Source organism: Desulfovibrio fairfieldensis, assembly GCF_001553605.1.
Taxonomy (GTDB): Bacteria; Desulfobacterota; Desulfovibrionia; order Desulfovibrionales; family Desulfovibrionaceae; genus Desulfovibrio; species Desulfovibrio fairfieldensis.
The window spans coordinates 2,929,771-2,949,142 of record NZ_CP014229.1 but is presented as its reverse complement, the minus strand read 5'-3'; the positions used below and the strand labels follow the sequence as shown (position 1 = coordinate 2,949,142).

At 60.6% G+C, this 19,372-nt stretch carries 13 protein-coding genes; 8 read left to right on the top strand and 5 right to left on the bottom strand.

Annotated features, from left to right (window positions below):
- The first annotated feature begins 39 nt into the window (after positions 1-39).
- The 3 genes from zraS to AXF13_RS12425 all read left to right on the top strand — a co-directional run bounded on the left by zraS (position 40) and on the right by AXF13_RS12425 (position 3,860).
- The gene (gene zraS / locus AXF13_RS12435) at positions 40-1,578 is read left to right on the top strand and encodes a two-component system sensor histidine kinase ZraS (protein ID WP_062253688.1); all 1,539 of its coding nucleotides are present in this window, start codon (positions 40-42) and stop codon (positions 1,576-1,578) included.
- Positions 1,579-1,697: 119 nt separating this feature from the next.
- On the top strand, positions 1,698-3,065 hold the full coding sequence (locus AXF13_RS12430) for a sigma-54-dependent transcriptional regulator (RefSeq protein WP_083522093.1): 1,368 nt from the start codon (positions 1,698-1,700) through the stop codon (positions 3,063-3,065).
- A gap of 174 nt (positions 3,066-3,239) precedes the next feature.
- The gene (locus tag AXF13_RS12425; protein WP_062253686.1) at positions 3,240-3,860 is read left to right on the top strand and encodes an HD domain-containing protein; all 621 of its coding nucleotides are present in this window, start codon (positions 3,240-3,242) and stop codon (positions 3,858-3,860) included.
- Positions 3,861-4,075: 215 nt separating this feature from the next.
- Here AXF13_RS12425 and argB read toward each other — a convergent pair whose 3' ends face one another.
- On the bottom strand, positions 4,076-4,858 hold the full coding sequence (gene argB, locus AXF13_RS12420) for an acetylglutamate kinase (RefSeq protein ID WP_062253684.1): 783 nt from the start codon (positions 4,856-4,858) through the stop codon (positions 4,076-4,078).
- Positions 4,859-5,016: 158 nt separating this feature from the next.
- On the opposite strand from argB, the gene AXF13_RS12415 reads away from it, so the two are divergent.
- Together AXF13_RS12415 and gltX are read left to right on the top strand one after the other, a co-directional pair.
- Positions 5,017-7,020 (top strand): ATP-binding protein, encoded by a 2,004-nt coding sequence (locus tag AXF13_RS12415; protein ID WP_062253682.1) that lies wholly within the window; start codon positions 5,017-5,019, stop codon positions 7,018-7,020.
- An 83-nt stretch (positions 7,021-7,103) separates the two neighbouring features.
- A complete protein-coding gene (gene gltX / locus AXF13_RS12410) occupies positions 7,104-8,495 on the top strand; it encodes a glutamate--tRNA ligase (RefSeq protein WP_062253679.1) in 1,392 nt (463 codons plus the stop codon).
- A 423-nt stretch (positions 8,496-8,918) separates the two neighbouring features.
- Here gltX and AXF13_RS12405 read toward each other — a convergent pair whose 3' ends face one another.
- From AXF13_RS12405 to nth, 4 genes are all read right to left on the bottom strand, one after another.
- Entirely contained in the window at positions 8,919-11,234 is a 2,316-nt protein-coding gene (locus tag AXF13_RS12405; RefSeq protein ID WP_190276354.1) for an ATP-binding protein, read from the bottom strand.
- A gap of 313 nt (positions 11,235-11,547) precedes the next feature.
- Positions 11,548-12,339, bottom strand: a complete 792-nt coding sequence (gene fliR / locus AXF13_RS12400; protein ID WP_062253675.1) for a flagellar biosynthetic protein FliR — start codon at positions 12,337-12,339, stop codon at positions 11,548-11,550.
- A gap of 101 nt (positions 12,340-12,440) precedes the next feature.
- Positions 12,441-13,394, bottom strand: a complete 954-nt coding sequence (locus AXF13_RS12395; protein ID WP_062253673.1) for a chemotaxis protein — start codon at positions 13,392-13,394, stop codon at positions 12,441-12,443.
- Positions 13,395-13,497: 103 nt separating this feature from the next.
- Entirely contained in the window at positions 13,498-14,181 is a 684-nt protein-coding gene (gene nth / locus AXF13_RS12390) for an endonuclease III (protein ID WP_062254894.1), read from the bottom strand.
- Positions 14,182-15,053: 872 nt separating this feature from the next.
- Between nth and AXF13_RS12385 the strand changes: the two genes are divergently transcribed.
- The 3 genes from AXF13_RS12385 to AXF13_RS12375 all read left to right on the top strand — a co-directional run bounded on the left by AXF13_RS12385 (position 15,054) and on the right by AXF13_RS12375 (position 19,288).
- Positions 15,054-16,091 (top strand): HD domain-containing phosphohydrolase, encoded by a 1,038-nt coding sequence (locus tag AXF13_RS12385; protein WP_236887145.1) that lies wholly within the window; start codon positions 15,054-15,056, stop codon positions 16,089-16,091.
- A gap of 10 nt (positions 16,092-16,101) precedes the next feature.
- Positions 16,102-16,452: an Hpt domain-containing protein gene (locus tag AXF13_RS12380; protein ID WP_062254892.1), complete on the top strand. Its 351-nt coding sequence runs from the start codon at positions 16,102-16,104 to the stop codon at positions 16,450-16,452.
- A 262-nt stretch (positions 16,453-16,714) separates the two neighbouring features.
- Entirely contained in the window at positions 16,715-19,288 is a 2,574-nt protein-coding gene (locus AXF13_RS12375; RefSeq protein ID WP_223299920.1) for a response regulator, read from the top strand.
- The last annotated feature ends 84 nt before the right edge of the window (positions 19,289-19,372 follow it).

Sequence of the window (19,372 nt, the reverse complement as noted above, 5' to 3'; positions counted from 1 at the left end):
TGGGATGACAGTCGCGGGCGGGACGGCTATAGTCGAAATATGAATGCTGAGCAAGACGATGTCCGGTCCGAACCGGAAGCGCCCGGCGCGGTTGGTGTGTCCGGCGGAGGCGACGCCCCGGCTCCCGATGCGCCTCCCCGCGCTCTGGCCATGCGCGTGGGGGCTTCCCGCACGCCCCTGGGCCTGGTACTGGGGGGCGCGGCCGTGGTGCTGGCCCTGATGGTGGGGCTGCTGGCCTTTATCTCCATTGAGCGCAGTGAAGCCGCCATGGCCCGTTTGCTGGCGGAAAAAGGCTCTTCGCTGATCATGGCTTTTGAAAGCATTCTGCGTTCGGGCATGCGCAGCGAGGCCGGGGTGCGCCTGCAGGTTCTGCTGGAGGAAATGGCGGCCAGCCCGGATATTATGTTCGTGGCCGTGACCATGCCCGACGGCACTATCGTGGCCCACAGCAAACGGGTGCGCCTGGGCGAGATTCTCCAGCTTGAGGGCCGGGAACTGGATGACAGGCGCATGCGCGAGCTGGCCCCGGGCGCGGCGGCGCAATGGGGCATCATGAGAATAGAGGGGCAACGGGTCTTCGTGGTCTACCGTTACTTCACGCCGGGCCTGCGCGACATCCCCAAGGGTTTTCCCATGCCGATCATTTTTCTGGGCCTGGATGTCTCGCCCTTTGAGATCACCCGCAGCCAGAACCGGGACTATGTGGCCATGCTGGCTGCGGTGACGCTGCTGGTGGGGCTGCTCTGCCTGCTGGCCCTGTATTATGCCCAGCGCGCCCGCGAGTCGCGTCAGCGGCAGCGCAAGGCCGAAGGCGAAGTGCGCCGTCTGGAGGAAGAGGTGCGCCGCAAGGAAAAACTGGCCGCTGTGGGCAATCTGGCGGCGGGCGTGGCGCATGAGATCCGCAATCCTTTGAGTTCCATCAAGGGCTATGCCACCTATTTCGGCCAGCGCTTCCCCGAGGGCAGCGACGACCGCGAGGCCGCCGCCGTCATGGTGCGCGAGGTGGACCGCCTGAACCGGGTGATTACGGATCTGATCGGCCTTTCCCGGCCCAGCGACGTGCGCCCGCGCCCGGTCTGCCTGGAGAATGTGGTGGCGCACGTCATGCGTCTGATCCGCCAGGACGCGGAGCAACGCAACGTCAGGCTGGAATATCGCACCTCCCGGCGCGTGCCCAACGTGCTGGTGGATTCGGAGCGCATGGGCCAGGCCCTGCTCAATCTTTGTCTCAATGCTCTGGACGCCATGCCCGACGGTGGGCGCATGACCCTGGTCATCGCCAAGGCCAAACGGCGGGTCTGCCTGATGGTGCGGGATACGGGCAAGGGCATTGATCCCGCCGCCAGGGCTCATATTTTTGATCCCTATTTCACGACCAAAGGCCAGGGCACGGGTTTGGGGCTGGCCATGGTGCACAAGATCGTGGCGGCGCATAACGGCGAAATCAGCGTCTATTCGCATCTCGCCGGTGAAGACGGCCATGGGGAAACCATTTTTCGCCTCTGGCTGCCCCTGGCGCCCAAAGCGCCTGAGGAATTTCCCGAGCTGCGCTATCGCGGCAAGGGGCGGAAAAACTAGGCCTTGCGGCAATCCCGAAAATGAGAATAATCCGGTGGAACGCCGGCACGGGCGGCGGGGCCGGTCGCCCGGCCCGTGTCCCCGGCGTGTATCCGTATATACGGCAAGGAGGGGTAAGGGTGAATGCCGACATTTTAGTGGTCGATGACGACGATGCCCACCGCGGCATGCTCAAAACCATGCTGAGGTCCTGGGGCTATACGGTGGATGAGGCTACCGACGGCGACGAAGCCGTGGACCGGGTGCGGGAAAAGGCCTTTGACGCGGTGCTGACCGATGTGCGTATGGCGCGCATGGACGGCATCCACGCGCTCAAGGGCATTCTGGAATATAATCCGGCGCTGCCGGTGGTGCTGATGACGGCCTATTCCTCGGTGGAAACCGCCGTGGAGGCCCTGCGCTTGGGCGCGTATGATTATCTGGTCAAGCCCCTGGATTTCGAGGCCCTCAAGCACACGCTGGAAAAGGCCATCGAACATTCCCGCCTGAGCGTGGAAAACCGTGAACTGCGCCGCCAGCTCACCGACGCCGCGACCCGCCCGGGCATTCTGGGCCGTAGCCAGGTAGTCAAGGACATGCTTCAGATCATCAGTACCGTGGCCCCCACTGAAGCCACCGTGCTGATCACCGGCGAATCGGGCACCGGCAAGGAGCTGGTGGCCCGCGCCCTGCATGAGGGCAGCGCCCGCGCGGACAAGCCTCTGGTCACTGTGAACTGCGCGGCCTTGGCGGAAAACCTGCTGGAATCCGAGCTCTTCGGCCATGAAAAGGGTTCGTTCACCGGCGCGGAACGCCGCCGCGAGGGCCGTTTTGTCCAGGCTAACGGCGGCACGCTGTTTCTGGACGAAATCGGCGAGATGCCCATGCAGCTCCAGGCCAAATTGTTGCGCGCCCTGCAACAGGGCGAAGTGCAGCGGGTGGGTTCGGACTCGCCCATCACCGTGAATGTGCGCGTGCTGGCCGCCACCAATCGCGACCTGCGCCTTGAGGCGGCGCAAAAGCGCTTCCGCGAGGATCTTTATTTCCGGCTCAATGTCATCAGCATCGACGTGCCGCCCCTGCGCCAGCGCGGCGAAGACATTCCTCTGCTGGCCGCGCATTTCCTCCAGCGCTTTGCCGGGCGCAATCGCAAGAGCATTAAGGGATTCGCGCCCCAGGCCCTGGACAGCATGTTGCGTTATCCCTGGCCCGGCAATGTCCGCGAGCTGGAAAATGCCGTGGAGCGGGCCGTGATTCTCTGCAACGGCGATCTGATCACGGGCCGCGAACTGCCCGCCAATGTCATTGATGCCTCGCCCTTGGCGGAAGCGGCGCTTGTGCCCGAAGGGGATGTCTCCCTGGCCGGACTGTCTCTGGACATGGTGGAGCGCCGGGCTATTGAGGAAACGCTGCGCCAGACCGGCGACAACAAGAGCGAGGCTTCCCGGCGGTTGGGCATTACGCGGGCTACCCTGCACAACAAGCTGCGGAAGTATGGCCTGGAGTAGGGGCGGTCCCGCGACAGCGCCTTTTGCCCACTGGACCGCGTCAAAGGTCGGGCGCGGCCCAGGTCTGTACCGTAAGAGTACTATCCCTGTCCCGCGCCCGGCCTTTTCCCTGCCGGAGAACAAAATCCATCTGTCGGGGGACCGCCCCCTCCGGATGGGGGACTATGAGGCCATATGACGACGACATCGAAGCAACTTTCCGCGGAACAGCTCGGACGGCTGGCGGACTTCTGCAACGAGGTGGGCATGCTGCGGCACACGCCGCGCAGCGGCTACGCCTTTCTGGGCTCGGGCAAGGAGAATGTGGCCGAGCATTCCTATCGGGTCAGCGTGCTGGGCTACGCCCTGGCGCGTCTGGCCGGGGCGGACCCGGCGCGGGTGACCTTTCTCTGCCTGTTTCACGATCTGCACGAGGCCCGCACCGGCGATTTCAACTACGTCAATCACCGCTATAACCAGTGCCGCGCGCGGGAGGCCCTGGAGGACGCCACGCAAGGCACCGGCTTGGCGGAAGATATCCTCGGTTTCTGGGACGAACTGGCTGACGGGCGGAGCCTGGAAGCCGAGCTGGCCCACGACGCGGATCAGTTGGACCTGATCTGCAATCTGCATGTGGAATTGAGCAAGGGCAACGCCTTTGCCGAGGAATGGCTGGACAGCGCGCTCAAGCGCTTGCGCACGCCCTTGGCCCGCGAGCTGGCCGAGGCCGTTCTGCGCACGGACCCCAACCGCTGGTGGTACGGCCAGGTGGACAAGGGCTGGTGGGTTCACCACCGGAAGCCGGAAAAGTTCTAGGGCCTTATTGACACTACGTTCCGTTGTCCGTTGGCTTTGTCATCGCTGCGGTCCTCATCCGCAACACGTCAAAGCCGTGGATGTTGCTCTCTCGCGTTTGCCGGGTGCATATTTTCAATGCAAAAATTCCCCGGGGGTTGCTGCTGTTCACCGTTTGTGCGGCATCCCTCGGGGAATTTTGCGTTTGAAGTCGCCGGTCTGATCCGGCGTATTCCTCAACTCACGACAACAGTGCCCAGCGGCGCGTCATCCAGGAGATAGCGCCGCAGACTGGATTGGGCGCGGCCGTCCAGAATCAACGCACGCGAGCAGCCCGCGTCCAGCGCGTTCAGGCAGGCTTCCACCTTGGGGATCATGCCGCCGCTGATCACGCCGTCCTCTTTCAGGCGGGCGATTTCCGCCCGGTTCAGGCCGGGAATCAGCCTGCCGTCGGCGTTCAGCACGCCCGGCACATCGGAAATCAGCACAAAATACTCGGCCGCCAGGGCCCCGGCCAGCGCGCCCGCCGCCGTGTCGGCATTGATGTTCAGGGCTTCGCCGTCCGGGCCCGAGGCCACGGGCGCCACCACCGGCAGAAAACCGGCGTCCAGCAGGCAGCGGGGCAGGGCCGGGTCCACTTCCGTGACCTCGCCCACCAGGCCCAGGGCCGGGTTCTTGCGCCGCGCCCGCAGCAGGTTGCCGTCGCGGCCTGAAATGCCCGCCGCGCGCACGCCGTGCCGCGAGAAGCCGCTGACCACCGCCTTGTTGACCTGGCCGCAGAGCACCATTTCCACGGCCTGCATGGTGGCTTCGTCCGTCACGCGCAGGCCGTCCACAAAGCGGCTTTCAACCCGCAGGCGTGCGAGCAGGGCGCTGATCTGCGGCCCGCCCCCGTGCACCACCACAAGGCGCATGCCCTGTCCGGCAAGATGGGCCAGATCCGTGGCGAAGGCTTCGCTCAACTCCGGCTTGTCCATGGCGTGACCGCCGTATTTAATGACCACTGTGGGCTGTGTCATGGCTGTTCTCCGCTGCTGTGTTCCGGCGCATGATCCGCGCGTTACGGAAGCGGAAAAATAGCATCAGGGGGCGTGGGGCGCAAGCCTGCGGCGTCCCCGCATTGCCTTGCACTGTTAAAAAAGGTAAAAACGGATACGTTCATTTTTCCGGAGTTTCCATGAGCCAAGATCTTGCCTGGCGTAACCTGCTCAAAGAACAGTCCTGGATGCAGGAGGCCATGGATGCCGCCAATACCGGCCTCTGGGTGATCATGATCGACACCCGCAACGGCTGTTGCTCCATGCTGGCCAGCGCGCCTATGCTGCGCCTGCTGGGGCTGGAAGAGCATCCCGCGCCGGAGGAGTGTTTCGCCTTCTGGCGCGGTCGGGTGGACAAGAAGTGCGACGACGACGTCAATGACGTGGTGGACCAGTTTCTGGCCGACACCCAGCTGCACGAAGTGCGCTATCCCTACCATCATCCCAAGTGGGGCGTGATTTTCGTGCGTTGCGGCGGCCGCCGCATTTCCGCGGACGACGACCCCTTGGTGCGCATCACCGGCTACCATCAGGATGTCAGTGAGATTCAGGCCATGCACCAGTCCCTGCGGGAGAGCCTGGCGCGGCTTTCTCTGGCCTGCCGCCTGGGGCAGCTCGGCGTGTTTGAACTGCGGCACGGCGAAGGGGATCTGGAACTCACGGGCAACGATATTTTTTTCGGCCAGTTGGGCTTGCCTGAAGGCCTTGGCGATGAAGAGCGCGTGGACGCGGTGGAAGCGCGCCTTGTGCCCGAGGACCGCGAGGCCTGGCGGGCTCTGCGGCATCCTGAGGATTGGGTGGTGGGGCGGCACGAACATACCGAGGTGCGCGTGCTGCATCCCCGGCTGGGCCAGCGCTGGCTCAAACTGGCCTATGAGGTCATGGGTTCCGGCGAGAATCGCCGCATCGCGGGCTATACCGACGACGTCACGGAACGCCGCCTGCACGAGCGCATGCTGCGCGAGGCCAAGGACGAGGCAGAGGCGGCCAATGCCGCCAAAAGCATTTTCCTGGCCAATATGAGCCACGAAATCCGCACGCCCATGAACGGCATCATGGGCATGGCCTATCTGGCCCTGAACACCGACCTCACGACGCAGCAGCGGGACTACATCGAGAAAATCCACGGCACCTGCGTGTCCCTGCTGGACATCATCAACGACCTGCTGGATTTTTCCAAAATTGAGGCCAACCACATGGAGCTGGAAAATCTCCCCTTCCAGCCCGCGCATGAAATCGAGGCCGTGCTGACCTTGCTCCAGCCCAAGGCCCAGGCCAAAAAGCTCGGCCTGGAAACCGTCATTGATCCGGACATCCCCACCGTCCTTTCGGGCGACGCCCTGCGCCTGCGCCAGATACTGCTCAATCTGGGCAGCAACGCGGTGAAATTTTCCGAGCACGGCACGGTCCGCATTGATCTGGAACTGGTGGGCCGCACTACGGATACGGTGCGCCTGCGCTGCAGCGTCAGCGACGAGGGCATCGGCATGAGCCCTGAGGATCAGGCCCGCATTTTCAAGCCTTTTTCCCAGGCGGACACCTCCATCACCCGTCGTTTCGGAGGCACGGGCCTGGGCCTGGCCCTCTGCCGCCGCCTCACCGCGCTGATGGGCGGCGGCATTTCCGTGGAGAGCGAGGAAGGCAAGGGGAGCGTATTTCGGGTGGAGCTGCCGTTCCGGCTGGCCGCGGGCGCGGACCTGCCCGCCGACGCCGCCGACGGCCCCGAGGATCTGAACTGCCTCAAGGGCTTGCGCGTGCTGGTGGCAGAGGACGGCGACATCAACCGCGAAATCATGGAAGCCCTGCTGGACGGCATGGGGGCGGTCTGCATTCCGGCGGTCAACGGGCGGGAAGCTCTGGATATCTGGCGCGCCCGGCACGAGGACATCGACCTCATCCTCATGGATGTACAGATGCCGGTCATGGACGGCTATACGGCCACCCGCGAGATCCGCGCCGGCGGCCTGCCCGGCGCGGTGGAAACGCCGATCATCGCCATGACGGCCTATGCCATGCGCGGCGACGCCGAGCGCAGCCTGGCCGCGGGGATGGACGGGCATCTGACCAAACCCGTGAATGTGAACGAGCTGACCCGCATGCTCAAAAGCTATGCCCGGCGGCGGCCCAAGGCCCGGCCGGACTGAGCGCCCCCTGGCCGCTTCTTGACAGGGCCGCGCGTGAGCGCGTAAGTCCGGCAGACACTTCACTCTTCAAGGAAAGTCACACCATGTCAGACGTTGTTACCCGTTTTGCGCCCAGCCCCACCGGGCATCTGCACATCGGCGGCGCGCGCACCGCCATTTTCTGCTGGCTTCTGGCCCGCCATTACGGCGGCCGCTTCCATCTGCGCATTGAAGACACGGATCTGCTGCGCTCCAAGCAGGAATACACGGATTCCATCCTGGCCTCCATGCGCTGGCTGGGCCTGGACTGGGACGGCGGGCTCACCTATCAGACCCGGCGCACGGACCTGTACAACAGCTATGTGGACAAGCTGCTGGAAACAGGCCACGCCTACTGGTGTTCCTGCACGCCTGAAGAGGTGGAGGCCATGCGCGAGGAGGCCCGCCAAAACGGCCTCAAACCGCGCTATAACGGCCACTGCCGCACGCGTGACCTGGGCCCCGGCGAGGGGCGTTGCGTGCGCCTCAAAACCCCGCTCACGGGCAAGGTGGTCTTTGACGACATGGTCAAGGGCAAGATCGCGGTGGATGTGGGCGAGCTGGACGACATGGTCATCCGCCGCGCCGACGGCATGCCCACTTACAATATGGCCGTGGTGGTGGACGACCATGAAATGGGCATCACCCACGTGATCCGGGGCGACGACCATGTGTCCAACACCCCGCGCCAGATTCTGATTTATGAGGCGCTGGGCCTGCCCGTGCCCCGCTTCGGCCATGTGCCCATGATTCTGGGCCCCGACCGCCAGAAGCTTTCCAAGCGCCACGGCGCGCGGGCGGTCATTGAGTACCAGAAGGACGGCCTGCTGCCCCAGGCCCTGGTCAGTTATCTGGTGCGCCTGGGCTGGTCCCACGGCAATCAGGAGCTGTTCAGCCTGGACGAGCTGGTGCGGTATTTCGACGGCAGCAACCTCAATCCGGCGGCAGCGGCCTTTGACCCGGCCAAACTGGAATGGTGCAACGCCCACTTCATGCGCGAACTGCCCCTGGACCAGTTGGCCGCACTGGTGGAGCCCTTTGTGCGGGAGGCCGGTCTGGGCGATCTGCCCAGAGAGCGCCTGGAACCTCTGTGCGTGATGTTCCGCGAGCGGGCCAACAACCTCAAGGCCCTGGCCGAGAGCTTCCGCCCCCTGCTCGTACCCGCCGCCGAGCTGGTCTATGCGGAAAAGGATGCCAACAAGCATTTCACGGACGCGGGCAAGGCCCATCTGCGCGCCCTGGCCGTCGTCTTCAAGGCCTGCGATCCCTTCAGCGCCGAAGTCCTGGAAGCCGCGCTCAACGCCTATGTGGCGGACAACGGCCTGAAGTTCAAGGAAGTGGCCCCGCCTCTGCGCACGGCGCTCATGGGCTTCATGGGCGGTTCGCATCTCAACGAGATCATGGCATTTCTGGGCCGGGAGGAGACGCTGGCGAGGCTGGAGCGGGCCGCCGGATAGGCTGTCCTACGTTTTTATGTCCTGAGGACGGAAAAGGGATTCGGAGGGGCCTGCCCCCTCCGAATCCCTTTTCCGTATCATGGCGGCACGGCCCGGAACAGATGGATCTGTTCCGGGCCGTGCTGTGTAACCGTCAGGTGCAATTCCAAAGCGAGCTCATTTTGAGAGTAGATCCATCTTGACGCGTCTCCATGCCAGGGCCAGATCTCATGAAAATGCCGTCCGAGAAAAACCGCATTTTGCGGGCGGCAAGGCGCAAGACGGAAATTGGGCGAAGCTGTATTGAAATACCGTGAGGGCAATTTTCGCTTTGCAATGCGGCAAAGGCCATGCCCGGCCTTGTCAGGACACCGCCGGGAGCGGGCTTGCTTAAACCTTACGCCGCTCCGGCCTGGGAGGGAGCGTTTCCGCGCGAATCGGGACTCATGCCTTGAAATACGTCCTGAGCAGTGCGCACAAGGCGTCGATTTCCAGAGGTTTGCTGGCGTGGGCGTTCATGCCGCTGGCCAGGGATTTCTGGCGGTCCTCCTCAAAGGCGTTGGCGGAGAGGGCGACGATGGGCACGGTGCGCGCATCGTCACGGCGCAGATCACGGATCTTCCTGGTCGCCGTCAGGCCGTCCATGACCGGCATGAGAACATCCATGAGGATGACGTCGAAGTGATGCGGCGGGCTGGCCGCGAAGCGTTCCACCGCTTCTTTTCCGTTGCAGGCCGCTTCGACGCTGAACCCGCAGCCCCTGAGCTGCTCGCGGGCGACCTCCATGTTGAGTTCATTGTCCTCAACCAGAAGAAGGTTTTTCCCCGTAAAATCAAAGAGGTCTTCCTGTGGCCTTTCTTTGGGGGCGTTTCCGTGAAGTTCCCGCAGGCCGTCCAGGAGGAGCGAGCGAAAAAAGGGTTTGCGGATAAAACCGGGCCCGTCGTCAGCCATTGCTTCCGGATCGGGAAGCCGGCCGCCTGTCAGCGCCAGCCGGACGCCTGCCAACTCCGGCCGGCTGCGAAGATGCCGCCTGACCGTGTCCGCGCCGGGCAGGGCGGCAGCCAGCAACACGGTGCCAAGGGGCTCGCCGCCCGCCGCCGAGGCCTCCAGGCGCCGAATGGCCTCGGAAGCGCCGGAGGCGAAAACCGTTTTGATGCCCGCGGCGTTCAGGATGCGCGTCGCCGTCTCCCCATCTTCCCTGTTGTCAACCACCAGCACACCTGAAAAAGTGTCTTCCGCCACGGCGGATGACGGCGGTGCGGCCACGGCGCCAAGCGGCAGGACAATGGTGAAGGCGCTTCCCCGGCCTTTTTTGCTGCGCACGCTGATGGTGCCGTCCATCAGTTCCACAAGGGACTTGCTGATGGAAAGCCCCAATCCTGATCCGCCGTATTGGTTGACGATCTCGGTGGTTTCCTGCTCAAAAATGTTGAAAATCCTCGTCAGGCCGTCAGGGGAGATGCCGATGCCGGTATCTGAAACGGTAAATTCCAGCACGCTTGTCCGGCCCCTGCGTGTCAGCTCGCGTACCGCCAGGGTGACGCGCCCATGCTTTTCGGTGAACTTGAAGGCATTGGACAGAAGATTCACGAAAATTTGCTTCAGGTGAAGCGCGTCGCCGTTGAAATGCTCTTCCTCAAAGGGCTCCACGCGCAGGGTGAAGTCCAGCAGTCTCTGTTCCGCCTCGCCGGAGAACAGGTCGTAAAGGTCGTAGAGAAAAGCCGGGAGCGAAAAGGGTTGGATGGCGAGTTGCAGTTTGCCGTTTTCAATGCGGGAAAAGTCCAGCACGTCGTTGATGAGCGAGAGCAGGTACCGGGCGGCGGCTTCTATTTTCGCATGGCAGTTTTGCAATTCCTTTGCGTCGTCCTGCCTGTGGATGGCAAGGCGGTTCATGCCGATGACGGCGTTCAGCGGCGTGCGCAGTTCATGCGACATGCGGGACAGAAAGCGGCTTTTGGACTCGCTGGCCGCCTGCGCTCTGGTCAACAGGGCATCCTTGACTTCCCGCTCGTTCCGTTCCAGCAGGCGTTTGTATTCGGTAATGTCGATGATGACGCTGTAATAGGCGGGATGGGACGCGTTCTCCGAGGGGTGGCTGTAGCCGATGGTGGCCAGCAGGGTGCGGACTTCTCCGTCGCGCCGCCGGATGCGCATTTCAAGAAGCTGGGTCTGATGCGTCCGCTTCGTTTTTTCCAGAGCGGCGGCCACCATCGCCATGTCCTGCGGAAGAATATAGTCCGCCGTGCCGTTCAGTTCCGTTTCGAACTGCTCCTGCGTATAGCCGATAATCCTGAGGAAGGTTTCATTATTCCAGAGGATGGTCATCTGGCCGTCGTCGGCCAGCTGACAGATGCCGCCCGGTATGCTTTCAAGTATGGATTCTATTTTATTTTCAAGTGTCTGTACTTTGTTTTTGAAATCCGTGATATCGAAAGAAAGTTCAATACGTGATTTGTGGCCATGCCAGTCAATCAGTTTATTATGGATGGAAAAATGCCGACCAAGATAGGGGTTTTTGTATTCCCACATGTACACTTGATCATAGCTGAGATATTTATTTGTACAGAAGGGGCAGGGCGCGTCAACGCCCTGTATGATTTCATAACATTTTTTATGCTTGTAATTTTCAGGGCTGAGATTGAGAAAATTGAGGCAGCGTTCATTCATATACAACAGTTCATAGGTATGAATATCAGCTACATAAACAAACTCGCCGAAGGCATTCAGCAACTGCTCCCGTTCGTTTCCGTGTTGGCTCATCATGCCGGCACCCCCTGACTCCGTTGACAGCATACAAAATTAAACAGCCGTGCAGCGCGTACACAGCATAACATTCAATAACCGCAGCATATTTTACTGCAAAAGGTAAGAGCTTCATATTTCACGGATGAGCCGATATTTTGTTTTTAGCTGGCCACATAGCGCATGGCGGCATTTGAAAATCGTAAAAATGAAGCTATCGCAATATCTCCGAAAGAGTATACTTCTCTACTTTCAGCGAGGCAAATAAATAATTTGATTGACAGTAAAAAATTGTAGGATATCGCCTTTGCTGATCTCTGTTCGGAACCGTTTACTGATAGAAGGGGCTCATGGCCCGCAGCAGATGGGTGAACAGCCCGTCCATGCCGTTGATGAAGTGCTCCACATGGTCGGCCATGACAACCAGCAGCAGACCCACAAAGAAAAAACCCACGCCGATCTTGATGGGAAAGCCGAATTCCATGATGTGAATCTGCGGCGAGGTGCGGGCCACCAGGGCCAGGGCCACTTCCACCATGAACAGGGCCACCATGACCGGCGCGGCGATTTTCAGCGCCAGCACGAAGACCTGGGCCGCCAGATCCAGCACCTGCCAGAGCAGATTTTCGCCGATGAACAGGCCGCCGGGCGGCACCAGGGCAAAGGAGGCGGCAAAGCCCTTGATCATGTACAGATGCCCGTCCAGGGCCAGAAAGGCCAGCAGAGAGACCATCCAGAGAAAAAAGGCTGTGGCGCCGGTCTGGTTGCCGGTGAGCGGGTCCGCGAAATTGATCATGGTGAAACCCATCTGAAAACCCAGCAACTCGCCGCCCGCCTGGATGCCCATAAACAAAAAATTGACGGCCATGCCGAGCACCAGGCCCAGTACCACCTCGCCCAACAACATCAGAACCATGTCAAAGGGGTGGGCGGGCATGACCGCGCCGGACAGGGCCAAATGCGGCCATACGCCCAGCGAAAAGACAATGGTGACGGCCGCTTTGACCGGAATGGGGATGTTGTTGGTGGAAAAGACCGGCAGCATGAACATGACGATGCTCACCCGCATCATGGTGAGCAACAGGCTGAGCGCAGCCGCCGGATTATAACTGAAGGCATCCATGCCGGGCGGAGATGCAAAAAGGCTGCCAGATAGGCAAAGGCCCGCGCCAAGGCGCGGGCCGAAAATGTTGTGCCGTTGCGGCCGGGTCAGGCCGCCGTGGACTACTTGTGCAGCTTTTCGGCGATCAGCTCGCGGATAATCTTGTTCAGGCCGGGCAAATCAGGCTTGGAAACCTGCCTGTCCGCGCCCACTTTGACGCCTCTGGCGCGCAGGGCTTCGGTGATCAGGGAGGAGAAGAGGATTACCGGCAGATCCTGCGTGCCCGGCGTCTCGCGGATTTTGGCCGTGAGCGCGTGGCCGTCCATTTCCGGCATTTCAATGTCGGAAATGACCAGATGCACCAGTTCGGTGAGTTCCACCTGTTTGGATTGGGCCTCGTTGCGCAGTTCCGAAAGATAGTCCCAGGCCTCCCGGCCGCTGCCCACCACCGTGACCTGAAAACCGGATTTTTCCAGCGAGGATTTGAGGATATGCCGCAAGGAGCTGGAGTCGTCGGCCACCAGCAGATGGAACTGGCCCGCGCCTTCCACGGGAGTGGTGTCCACCTCCACCTGGGACATGTCCAGGGTGCTGTCCAGGCTGGCAAGAATTTTTTCCATATCTAGAATGAAGAGCACCCGGTCCTGGATGCGCAGCACGCCGGTGATGCTCTCGCGCGAGTAGGCCTGCACGTATTTGTTCGGCGGCTCGATGCGGTCCCAGGTCATCCGGTGGATGCTGGTCACCGAGGAAACCAGAAAGGCGGCCTGCACGCCGCTGAATTCGGTGACGATGACCTTGTTGTTCTCATCGCTGGCCATTTCCTTGCCGAGCCAGGCCGCCAGATTCAGGATGGGCAGCACCTTGCCGCGCAAATTGAAGGTGCCGAGCACCGAGGAGTCATGCTTGCTGGGCACGCTGGTCACGCTGGGCAGGCGGATGATCTCCAGCACTTTGGCGACATTGATGCCGTAGTGCCCGCTGTAGGCGCTGCCGTCGGGCTGCTTTTCATCAATGAGAAATTCTATGATTTCGAGCTCATTATTATTGACGTTGAGCAAGCTGTTCTGGGTCATGGCATTCCTCGTCCTTGGCTGAAACGGCGTCAATGAACCTTATCGGCGGCCGCACGCTTTCCTTAAGACGCGTGGGAAAATATCCGCAAAATTTCCGCCGCGTTCAGCGCCGTCCCGCGCTGTTGCGCCCGGTTTTTTCCTTGGGCGGCTCCAGGCGGGGACAGAAGGAGGCCATTTCGCATTCCCCACAACGGGGCTTGCGGGCGTGGCAGACATCCCGTCCGAACCAGACCATGCGGTGGTTGACGTCGCCCCACTCCTGTTGCGGGAACAGCGCCATCAGGTCCCGTTCCACGGCCACGGGGTCGGTCTGGTCCGTGAGGCCCAGCCGGTGGCTGATCCGCTTCACGTGGGTGTCCACGGCCAGGCCCTCATTGATGCCGAACGCGCCGAACAGGACCACATTGGCTGTTTTGCGGGCCACGCCCGGCAGGGTCACCAGATGTTCCAGGGCTTGGGGCACCCGGCACTCAAAGTGGTCCCGCACGCGCCGGGCCGCGCCCAGCAGATTTTTTGCCTTGCTGTGGTAAAAGCCCGCCGAACGGATGACCTCTTCCAGCTCTTCCTGGGTGGCCCCGGCCAGCTCCGCCGGGCCTGGCCAGCGCCGGAAGAGTTCCGGCGTGATGGTATTGACCCGCGCGTCGGTACACTGGGCGGCCAGCACGGTGGCGACCAGCAGTTCCCAGGCGTTATGGGAATTGAGGTGGGTTTCGGGCCTGGGGTAGCGGGCCTGCAGGGCGGCCAGGACTTTTTGCGCCCGTGCCGGGCGGGAGTCTGCTTTTGTCATACCTCTGCTATGCCACAGGCGGCAACGGCCCGCAAGGCGGTCCGGCAGGATGGCCTTGTCCCGGATGGCCGGAGACACGTCGGCCAAAGCCGCGCCCCTTACCGGGGCGTCGGCGGGAATACCCGGTTCCGACGCCGTATCCTGCGTTCCGCCCGGATCGAACAGGGCTGTGAAGCTGAATCAGGTGCCCTTGCCGTGCATGGCTTCCGCCAGCTTGCGGGCGATACTCAGCCCAGGGCCTGCGCGAAAACGGCCTCCGGAGACGCGGCGCGCGGGCGGAACCGGGGTGAGCAATAAAAAAGCAAAGCAGAGCGCCGCCGCGGATATGATATTCCGTACAGCATCCATGTATTTTAGCACGTAAAATACCGCGATTGTCCCGTTCAGGTCCGTAACTCTCTCTCTCTCTCTCTCTCTCTCTCTCTCTCTCTCTCTCTCTCTCTCTCTGGATGAATATAGACGAAGGGATTTAAATTTATTTAGGCTAGTTGAGAGCTGAAGTACAGAGGCCGAGCGGTCGCCGGGCAGAAACAGCCTGGGAACACTTGCCGGGATCGAAAAAAATCCGTATCTAAAAAAAGTTGTTTATATTCAGGAAGCCAACAAAATAAGATAAATTAAAGTAATTAACTATGATTATGGGTTTGATGTGGTTATCTATCAAAAATTTATATGTATTTTTTGTTTAAATATCGTCATAGCATGAAATTGAATAATATATGGCTTTAAGGAAAAGAACAGCGGTGCGATATCCTGCGGCGAATAAAACACGGTGTGATATGTTGTATAACTCCCTTTAAATATTCATGGAAAATTCATTTAAATGTCAGGCGGATGCTCCAAACACGCTGCTTATTGTCGACGATGATGAAATGAACCGCGAGGTGCTGGCGAACATTTTCGCGGCGGCTCATTCCATTGAAACGGCGGAGAACGGCAGGGAAGGCCTTGATAAACTGCGGATGCGCAGGCGGGAAGTCTGCGCTGTTCTTCTTGATGTGGTTATGCCTGTGATGGGAGGCCTCGCCATGCTGGAGGAACTCGGCAGAGAAAATGTGGTCAACCAGATCCCCGTATTTCTCATCACGGGCGAAACGGACGACCGCGTCATCAAGAAGGCCTATGATCTCGGCGTGATGGATGTCATCCCCAAGCCTGTTTCTCCCCACATCGTGCGGCGCCGCGTCAACTCCGTCATCGAACTTTTTGTGGCGCGTGAGCGTTTCGCGGATACTGTCGACCGGCAAAAGGCTGAAATACAGTGGCAGGCCGAGCGCATCCTCAAGCTGAACATGGGGATGATAGCCTCCCTGGCCACGGCCATTGAATTCCGCAGCGGCGAATCCGGCGAGCATGTCCGGCGGATTCACGACATTACCAGGCTCTTTCTTACGCGTTCCCCGCTGGGAGAAGGCTTTTCGGAGGATGCGATTGAGCATATTTCCCTGGCCGCCATCATGCATGACGTGGGGAAAATATCCGTTCCCGACGCCATACTGAATAAGCCCGGGCGGCTTACCGCCGAAGAATTTGACATCATGAAGACGCACACCACCGAGGGCTGCCGCCTTCTGGCGCAAATTCCCCAGATGCGTGAGCTTCCCTTTTTTGACTGTGCCTATGACATCGCCCGGCATCATCATGAGCGCTGGGACGGGGGCGGCTATCCGGACGGGCTCAGGGGCGGCGATATTTCCCTCTGGGCGCAGATTGTCTCCATTGCCGACGTTTACGACGCCCTGGTCAGCAAACGGGTGTACAAAGAGGCCTATGGTTGCGACAAGGCGGTCGAGATGATTTCCGGCGGGGCGTGCGGCGTCTTTAATCCTCGGCTTCTGGAGTGTTTTCAGGCTATTGAAGGCCGGATACGCAATCTTTACCTGACCGGCGCGGCGGATGCCGGGGAATGAGGTTGAAGGAATGGATCAGGACAGGAAAACACGGCTGGAAGAGGGTGGGATCAATCTGAGCGGCGCTCTGGAGCGTTTTATGGGTAATGAACCCATGCTCGAGCGCTATCTGGGAAAATTTCTTACTGAAAAAAGTTATGCCCAACTGCTGGAGGCCGTTGCGGCCGATGACCGGGAGGCGGCGTGCATCGCGGCGCATTCGCTGAAAAGCGTCTGCGGCACCCTGGGCTGCGAAAGCATGCAAAAGCTGGTGCTGCGGCAGGAGCAGTGCATCCGCACAGGCAACTGGGATGAAGCCGTCACAATGATGCCGGAGATTACAAGCAGCTACAACGGAATCTGCGCGGCTCTGCGCGCGTAGGGCAACGGTCCCGCCCGTGCCCGCCCGGCTGGCGCGGGCCAGGGCGTGTTCTGGCATCGCTTTTTTTGTCTTGCGGCTTCGCCGGGGTATTTGCCCGCAAATCCGTGCCGGACATTTTTACAACTGATGAACCCGCAAGGGCCGGCAGGCGGAACGGTTTGGAGATGATCCTATGAAATTTCGCACTGCAATCCCGGACAGGGCGGCGACAGAGCCTTTTCCAAAGAACGGCGAGGCCGTTTCCGGCGGAAAACACGGCGCCATGTCCTCAAGAAACCTGCGGACGCTGGGCCTTTGCGCCATCACGGCCTGTTATGTGGCCTTTGTGGTTGTCGTCATGTACCGGATGGGAGAGTCAACGGCGACGCTCTATGAGCATCCATATATGGTTTCACGCGAGGCGCGTGAAATGAAAGCCCGCATATATGAGATGCGGAACACGTTTCCCACCATGCTCGCCACGCCTGATCTGGCCCCCGAGAAGTTCGAAGAAATACTGAGCCGGCAGGAGAAGGCGCAGAATGATTCCATGGCAAGGATCAAGACTCTCTATCTGGGCGACAAAGAGGATCTGAGCGCTCTGGAAGGGGCATTGCATGATTTCCGGCAGTCCCGGAGGCGGGCGGTCCAGGTGGCTGCCGGCGCCGGGCTCGCAACGTTTGACGAGGTAAACGCCTACTACAAGCGTGAGGTGCTTCCGTATCTGGACACGCTGGACAGCGTGCTGGACCGTTTCGGCAAATCCGCCGACCTCAGGGGCGCGGCGATTCTAGCCGATATGGACAGGACAAGAATTTTCTCCATTCTGGTTACCATGCTGATGGGGGGGCTGATCATCTGGCTGATCGCTTTCACAAACAGGCTTGAGCGCAAGAAAAACAAGGAGATAGCGTACCGCGAGAAACTCTTCAACCTGTTGGCCGAAAATATTGATGAAGTTTTTTTCATTGCCCGCAGCAAAGAAAATTTTGAATACATCAGCTCCAACAGCAAGCGCATCATCGGCCTGGACTCGAACGAACTGTACCGGGACAACAATACGTTATATTCCCTGCTGCCGCCCGATGTGGGCGGCTGGCTGCGGGCCGTTTTCAGCGACGGAAGCCTGCGCGGCCCGGTGGAACGGGATGTCGCGCTTGCGGAGAACGGGCGGCAATTCAAAATCCGGGTCTACCCCGTTTACCAGGACGGCGCGCTGGAGCGTTATATTACGGTTTTGGCCGACCAGACCGACGCCATCGGCTATCAGCGGACACTGAGCGACGCCCTTGAAAGCGCGCGTAACGCCAATGTCGCCAAAAGCAATTTTCTTTCGCACATGTCCCATGAGATCCGCACGCCCATGAACGCCATCATCGGCATGACCACCATTGCCATGAGCAGGCTGGATGACCGGGCCCGTCTTGAGGATTGCCTCGGCAAAATCGCCCAGTCCTCGCGCCATCTGCTCGGCCTCATCAACGATGTGCTCGACATGTCCAAGATTGAGGGGGGCAGACTGTCCATTGCGCACGAGCCGTTCAATTTTCGCTTGTCTCTCCAGGGGATCGTGAATCTCATTCAGCCGCAGATCCAGGAACAGGGACAGAATTTCGAGGTCTCCCTGTCTGAAGTTGATGAGGAAGAGCTGAACGGCGACGCCATGCGTCTGAATCAGATTCTGATCAACCTCCTTTCCAACGCCGTCAAGTTCACGCCCAGGGGCGGCTCCATCCGGCTGGATATCCGGCAAGTTCATAAAAACCGTAATAATGTCCGGTTCCGCTTCATTATCCGCGATACGGGCATCGGCATGAGCGAGGAATTCATCAGCCGCCTGTATATGCCCTTTGAACAGGCCACGGCTTCCACCGCTTCAAAGTTCGGCGGCACGGGGCTCGGCATGGCCATCACCAAAAACCTTGTTTCCCTGCTGGGCGGCATGATTTCGGTAAAAAGCAAGGAGGGCAGGGGCACGGAATTTACCGTGGAGCTTCCCTTCGGCCTGAGCGGCCGCCAAACCTCACGGGAATTATCCGCTCTGGACCCGCTCAAGGTGCTGGTGGTGGATGACGACCCCGGCACCTGCGAGCATGCCTCGCTGTTGCTGGGCCGGATGGGTCTGCGCGCCAGATGGGTGCTCACCGGCAAGGAGGCCGTGGATCTCATCCTGCGGGCGCGTGAATGCGGCGATGATTACGACGTTTGCCTTATTGACTGGCAGATGCCCGACATGGACGGCGTGGAGACAGCGCGGCGCATCCGCCGGGAAGTCGGGCCGGAAACGCTGATCATTATCATCAGCGCCTATGACTGGTCTCCCATTGAGCGGGAGGCGCGCGAGGCCGGAGTCAATGCCTTTATCAACAAGCCGTTTTTCGCCTCCACCTTGCACGACACGCTTCTTTCCATAACGCGGCATGCCCCGGCAAAGGCCGAAGTGAGCGTTCCCAACCGCCGGGAATATGACTTTTCCGGAAGGCGGATCCTGCTGGTCGAGGACAATGAGTTCAACCGGGAAGTCGCCAAGGAGTTCCTGGAAATGACGGGGGCCGCCGTCGAGTGCGCCGGGGACGGCAGGGAGGCTCTGGAAAAATTCACTTCTTCCGAGCCCGGGCACTATGCCCTTATTCTTATGGATGTGCAGATGCCGGTCATGAGCGGCTATGAGGCCACACGGGCCATCCGCGCCTCGGACCACGCGGAGGCGGAAACAATCCACATTCTTGCCATGACCGCCAATGCCTTTAGCGAGGACATCGCGGCCGCAGTGGCGGCGGGCATGAACGGCCATCTGGCCAAACCCATCGACGTGGCCGCCCTGTACCGGCTGATTGCCTCGCATCTTGAAGGCTGACACGGGCGGCATTTTAATGAGGGCTGGTCCTGGATGCGCCCGGCCGGGTCGTTTCTCCGCTGCTTCTGGACCGGCGCGGCATTG

Bases quoted from the DNA above. Each gene is read 5' to 3' on its own strand.
- zraS (WP_062253688.1), top strand. From the start codon at position 40: ATGAATGCTGAGCAAGACGATGTCCGGTCCGAACCGGAAGCGCCCGGC.
- argB (WP_062253684.1), bottom strand. From the start codon at position 4,858: ATGACACAGCCCACAGTGGTCATTAAATACGGCGGTCACGCCATGGAC.
- AXF13_RS12380 (WP_062254892.1), top strand. From the start codon at position 16,102: ATGGATCAGGACAGGAAAACACGGCTGGAAGAGGGTGGGATCAATCTG.
- fliR (WP_062253675.1), bottom strand. From the start codon at position 12,339: ATGGATGCCTTCAGTTATAATCCGGCGGCTGCGCTCAGCCTGTTGCTC.
- AXF13_RS12395 (WP_062253673.1), bottom strand. From the start codon at position 13,394: ATGACCCAGAACAGCTTGCTCAACGTCAATAATAATGAGCTCGAAATC.
- AXF13_RS12425 (WP_062253686.1), top strand. From the start codon at position 3,240: ATGACGACGACATCGAAGCAACTTTCCGCGGAACAGCTCGGACGGCTG.
- AXF13_RS12375 (WP_223299920.1), top strand. From the start codon at position 16,715: ATGTCCTCAAGAAACCTGCGGACGCTGGGCCTTTGCGCCATCACGGCC.
- gltX (WP_062253679.1), top strand. From the start codon at position 7,104: ATGTCAGACGTTGTTACCCGTTTTGCGCCCAGCCCCACCGGGCATCTG.
- AXF13_RS12385 (WP_236887145.1), top strand. From the start codon at position 15,054: ATGAACCGCGAGGTGCTGGCGAACATTTTCGCGGCGGCTCATTCCATT.
- AXF13_RS12405 (WP_190276354.1), bottom strand. From the start codon at position 11,234: ATGAGCCAACACGGAAACGAACGGGAGCAGTTGCTGAATGCCTTCGGC.
- AXF13_RS12415 (WP_062253682.1), top strand. From the start codon at position 5,017: ATGAGCCAAGATCTTGCCTGGCGTAACCTGCTCAAAGAACAGTCCTGG.
- nth (WP_062254894.1), bottom strand. From the start codon at position 14,181: ATGACAAAAGCAGACTCCCGCCCGGCACGGGCGCAAAAAGTCCTGGCC.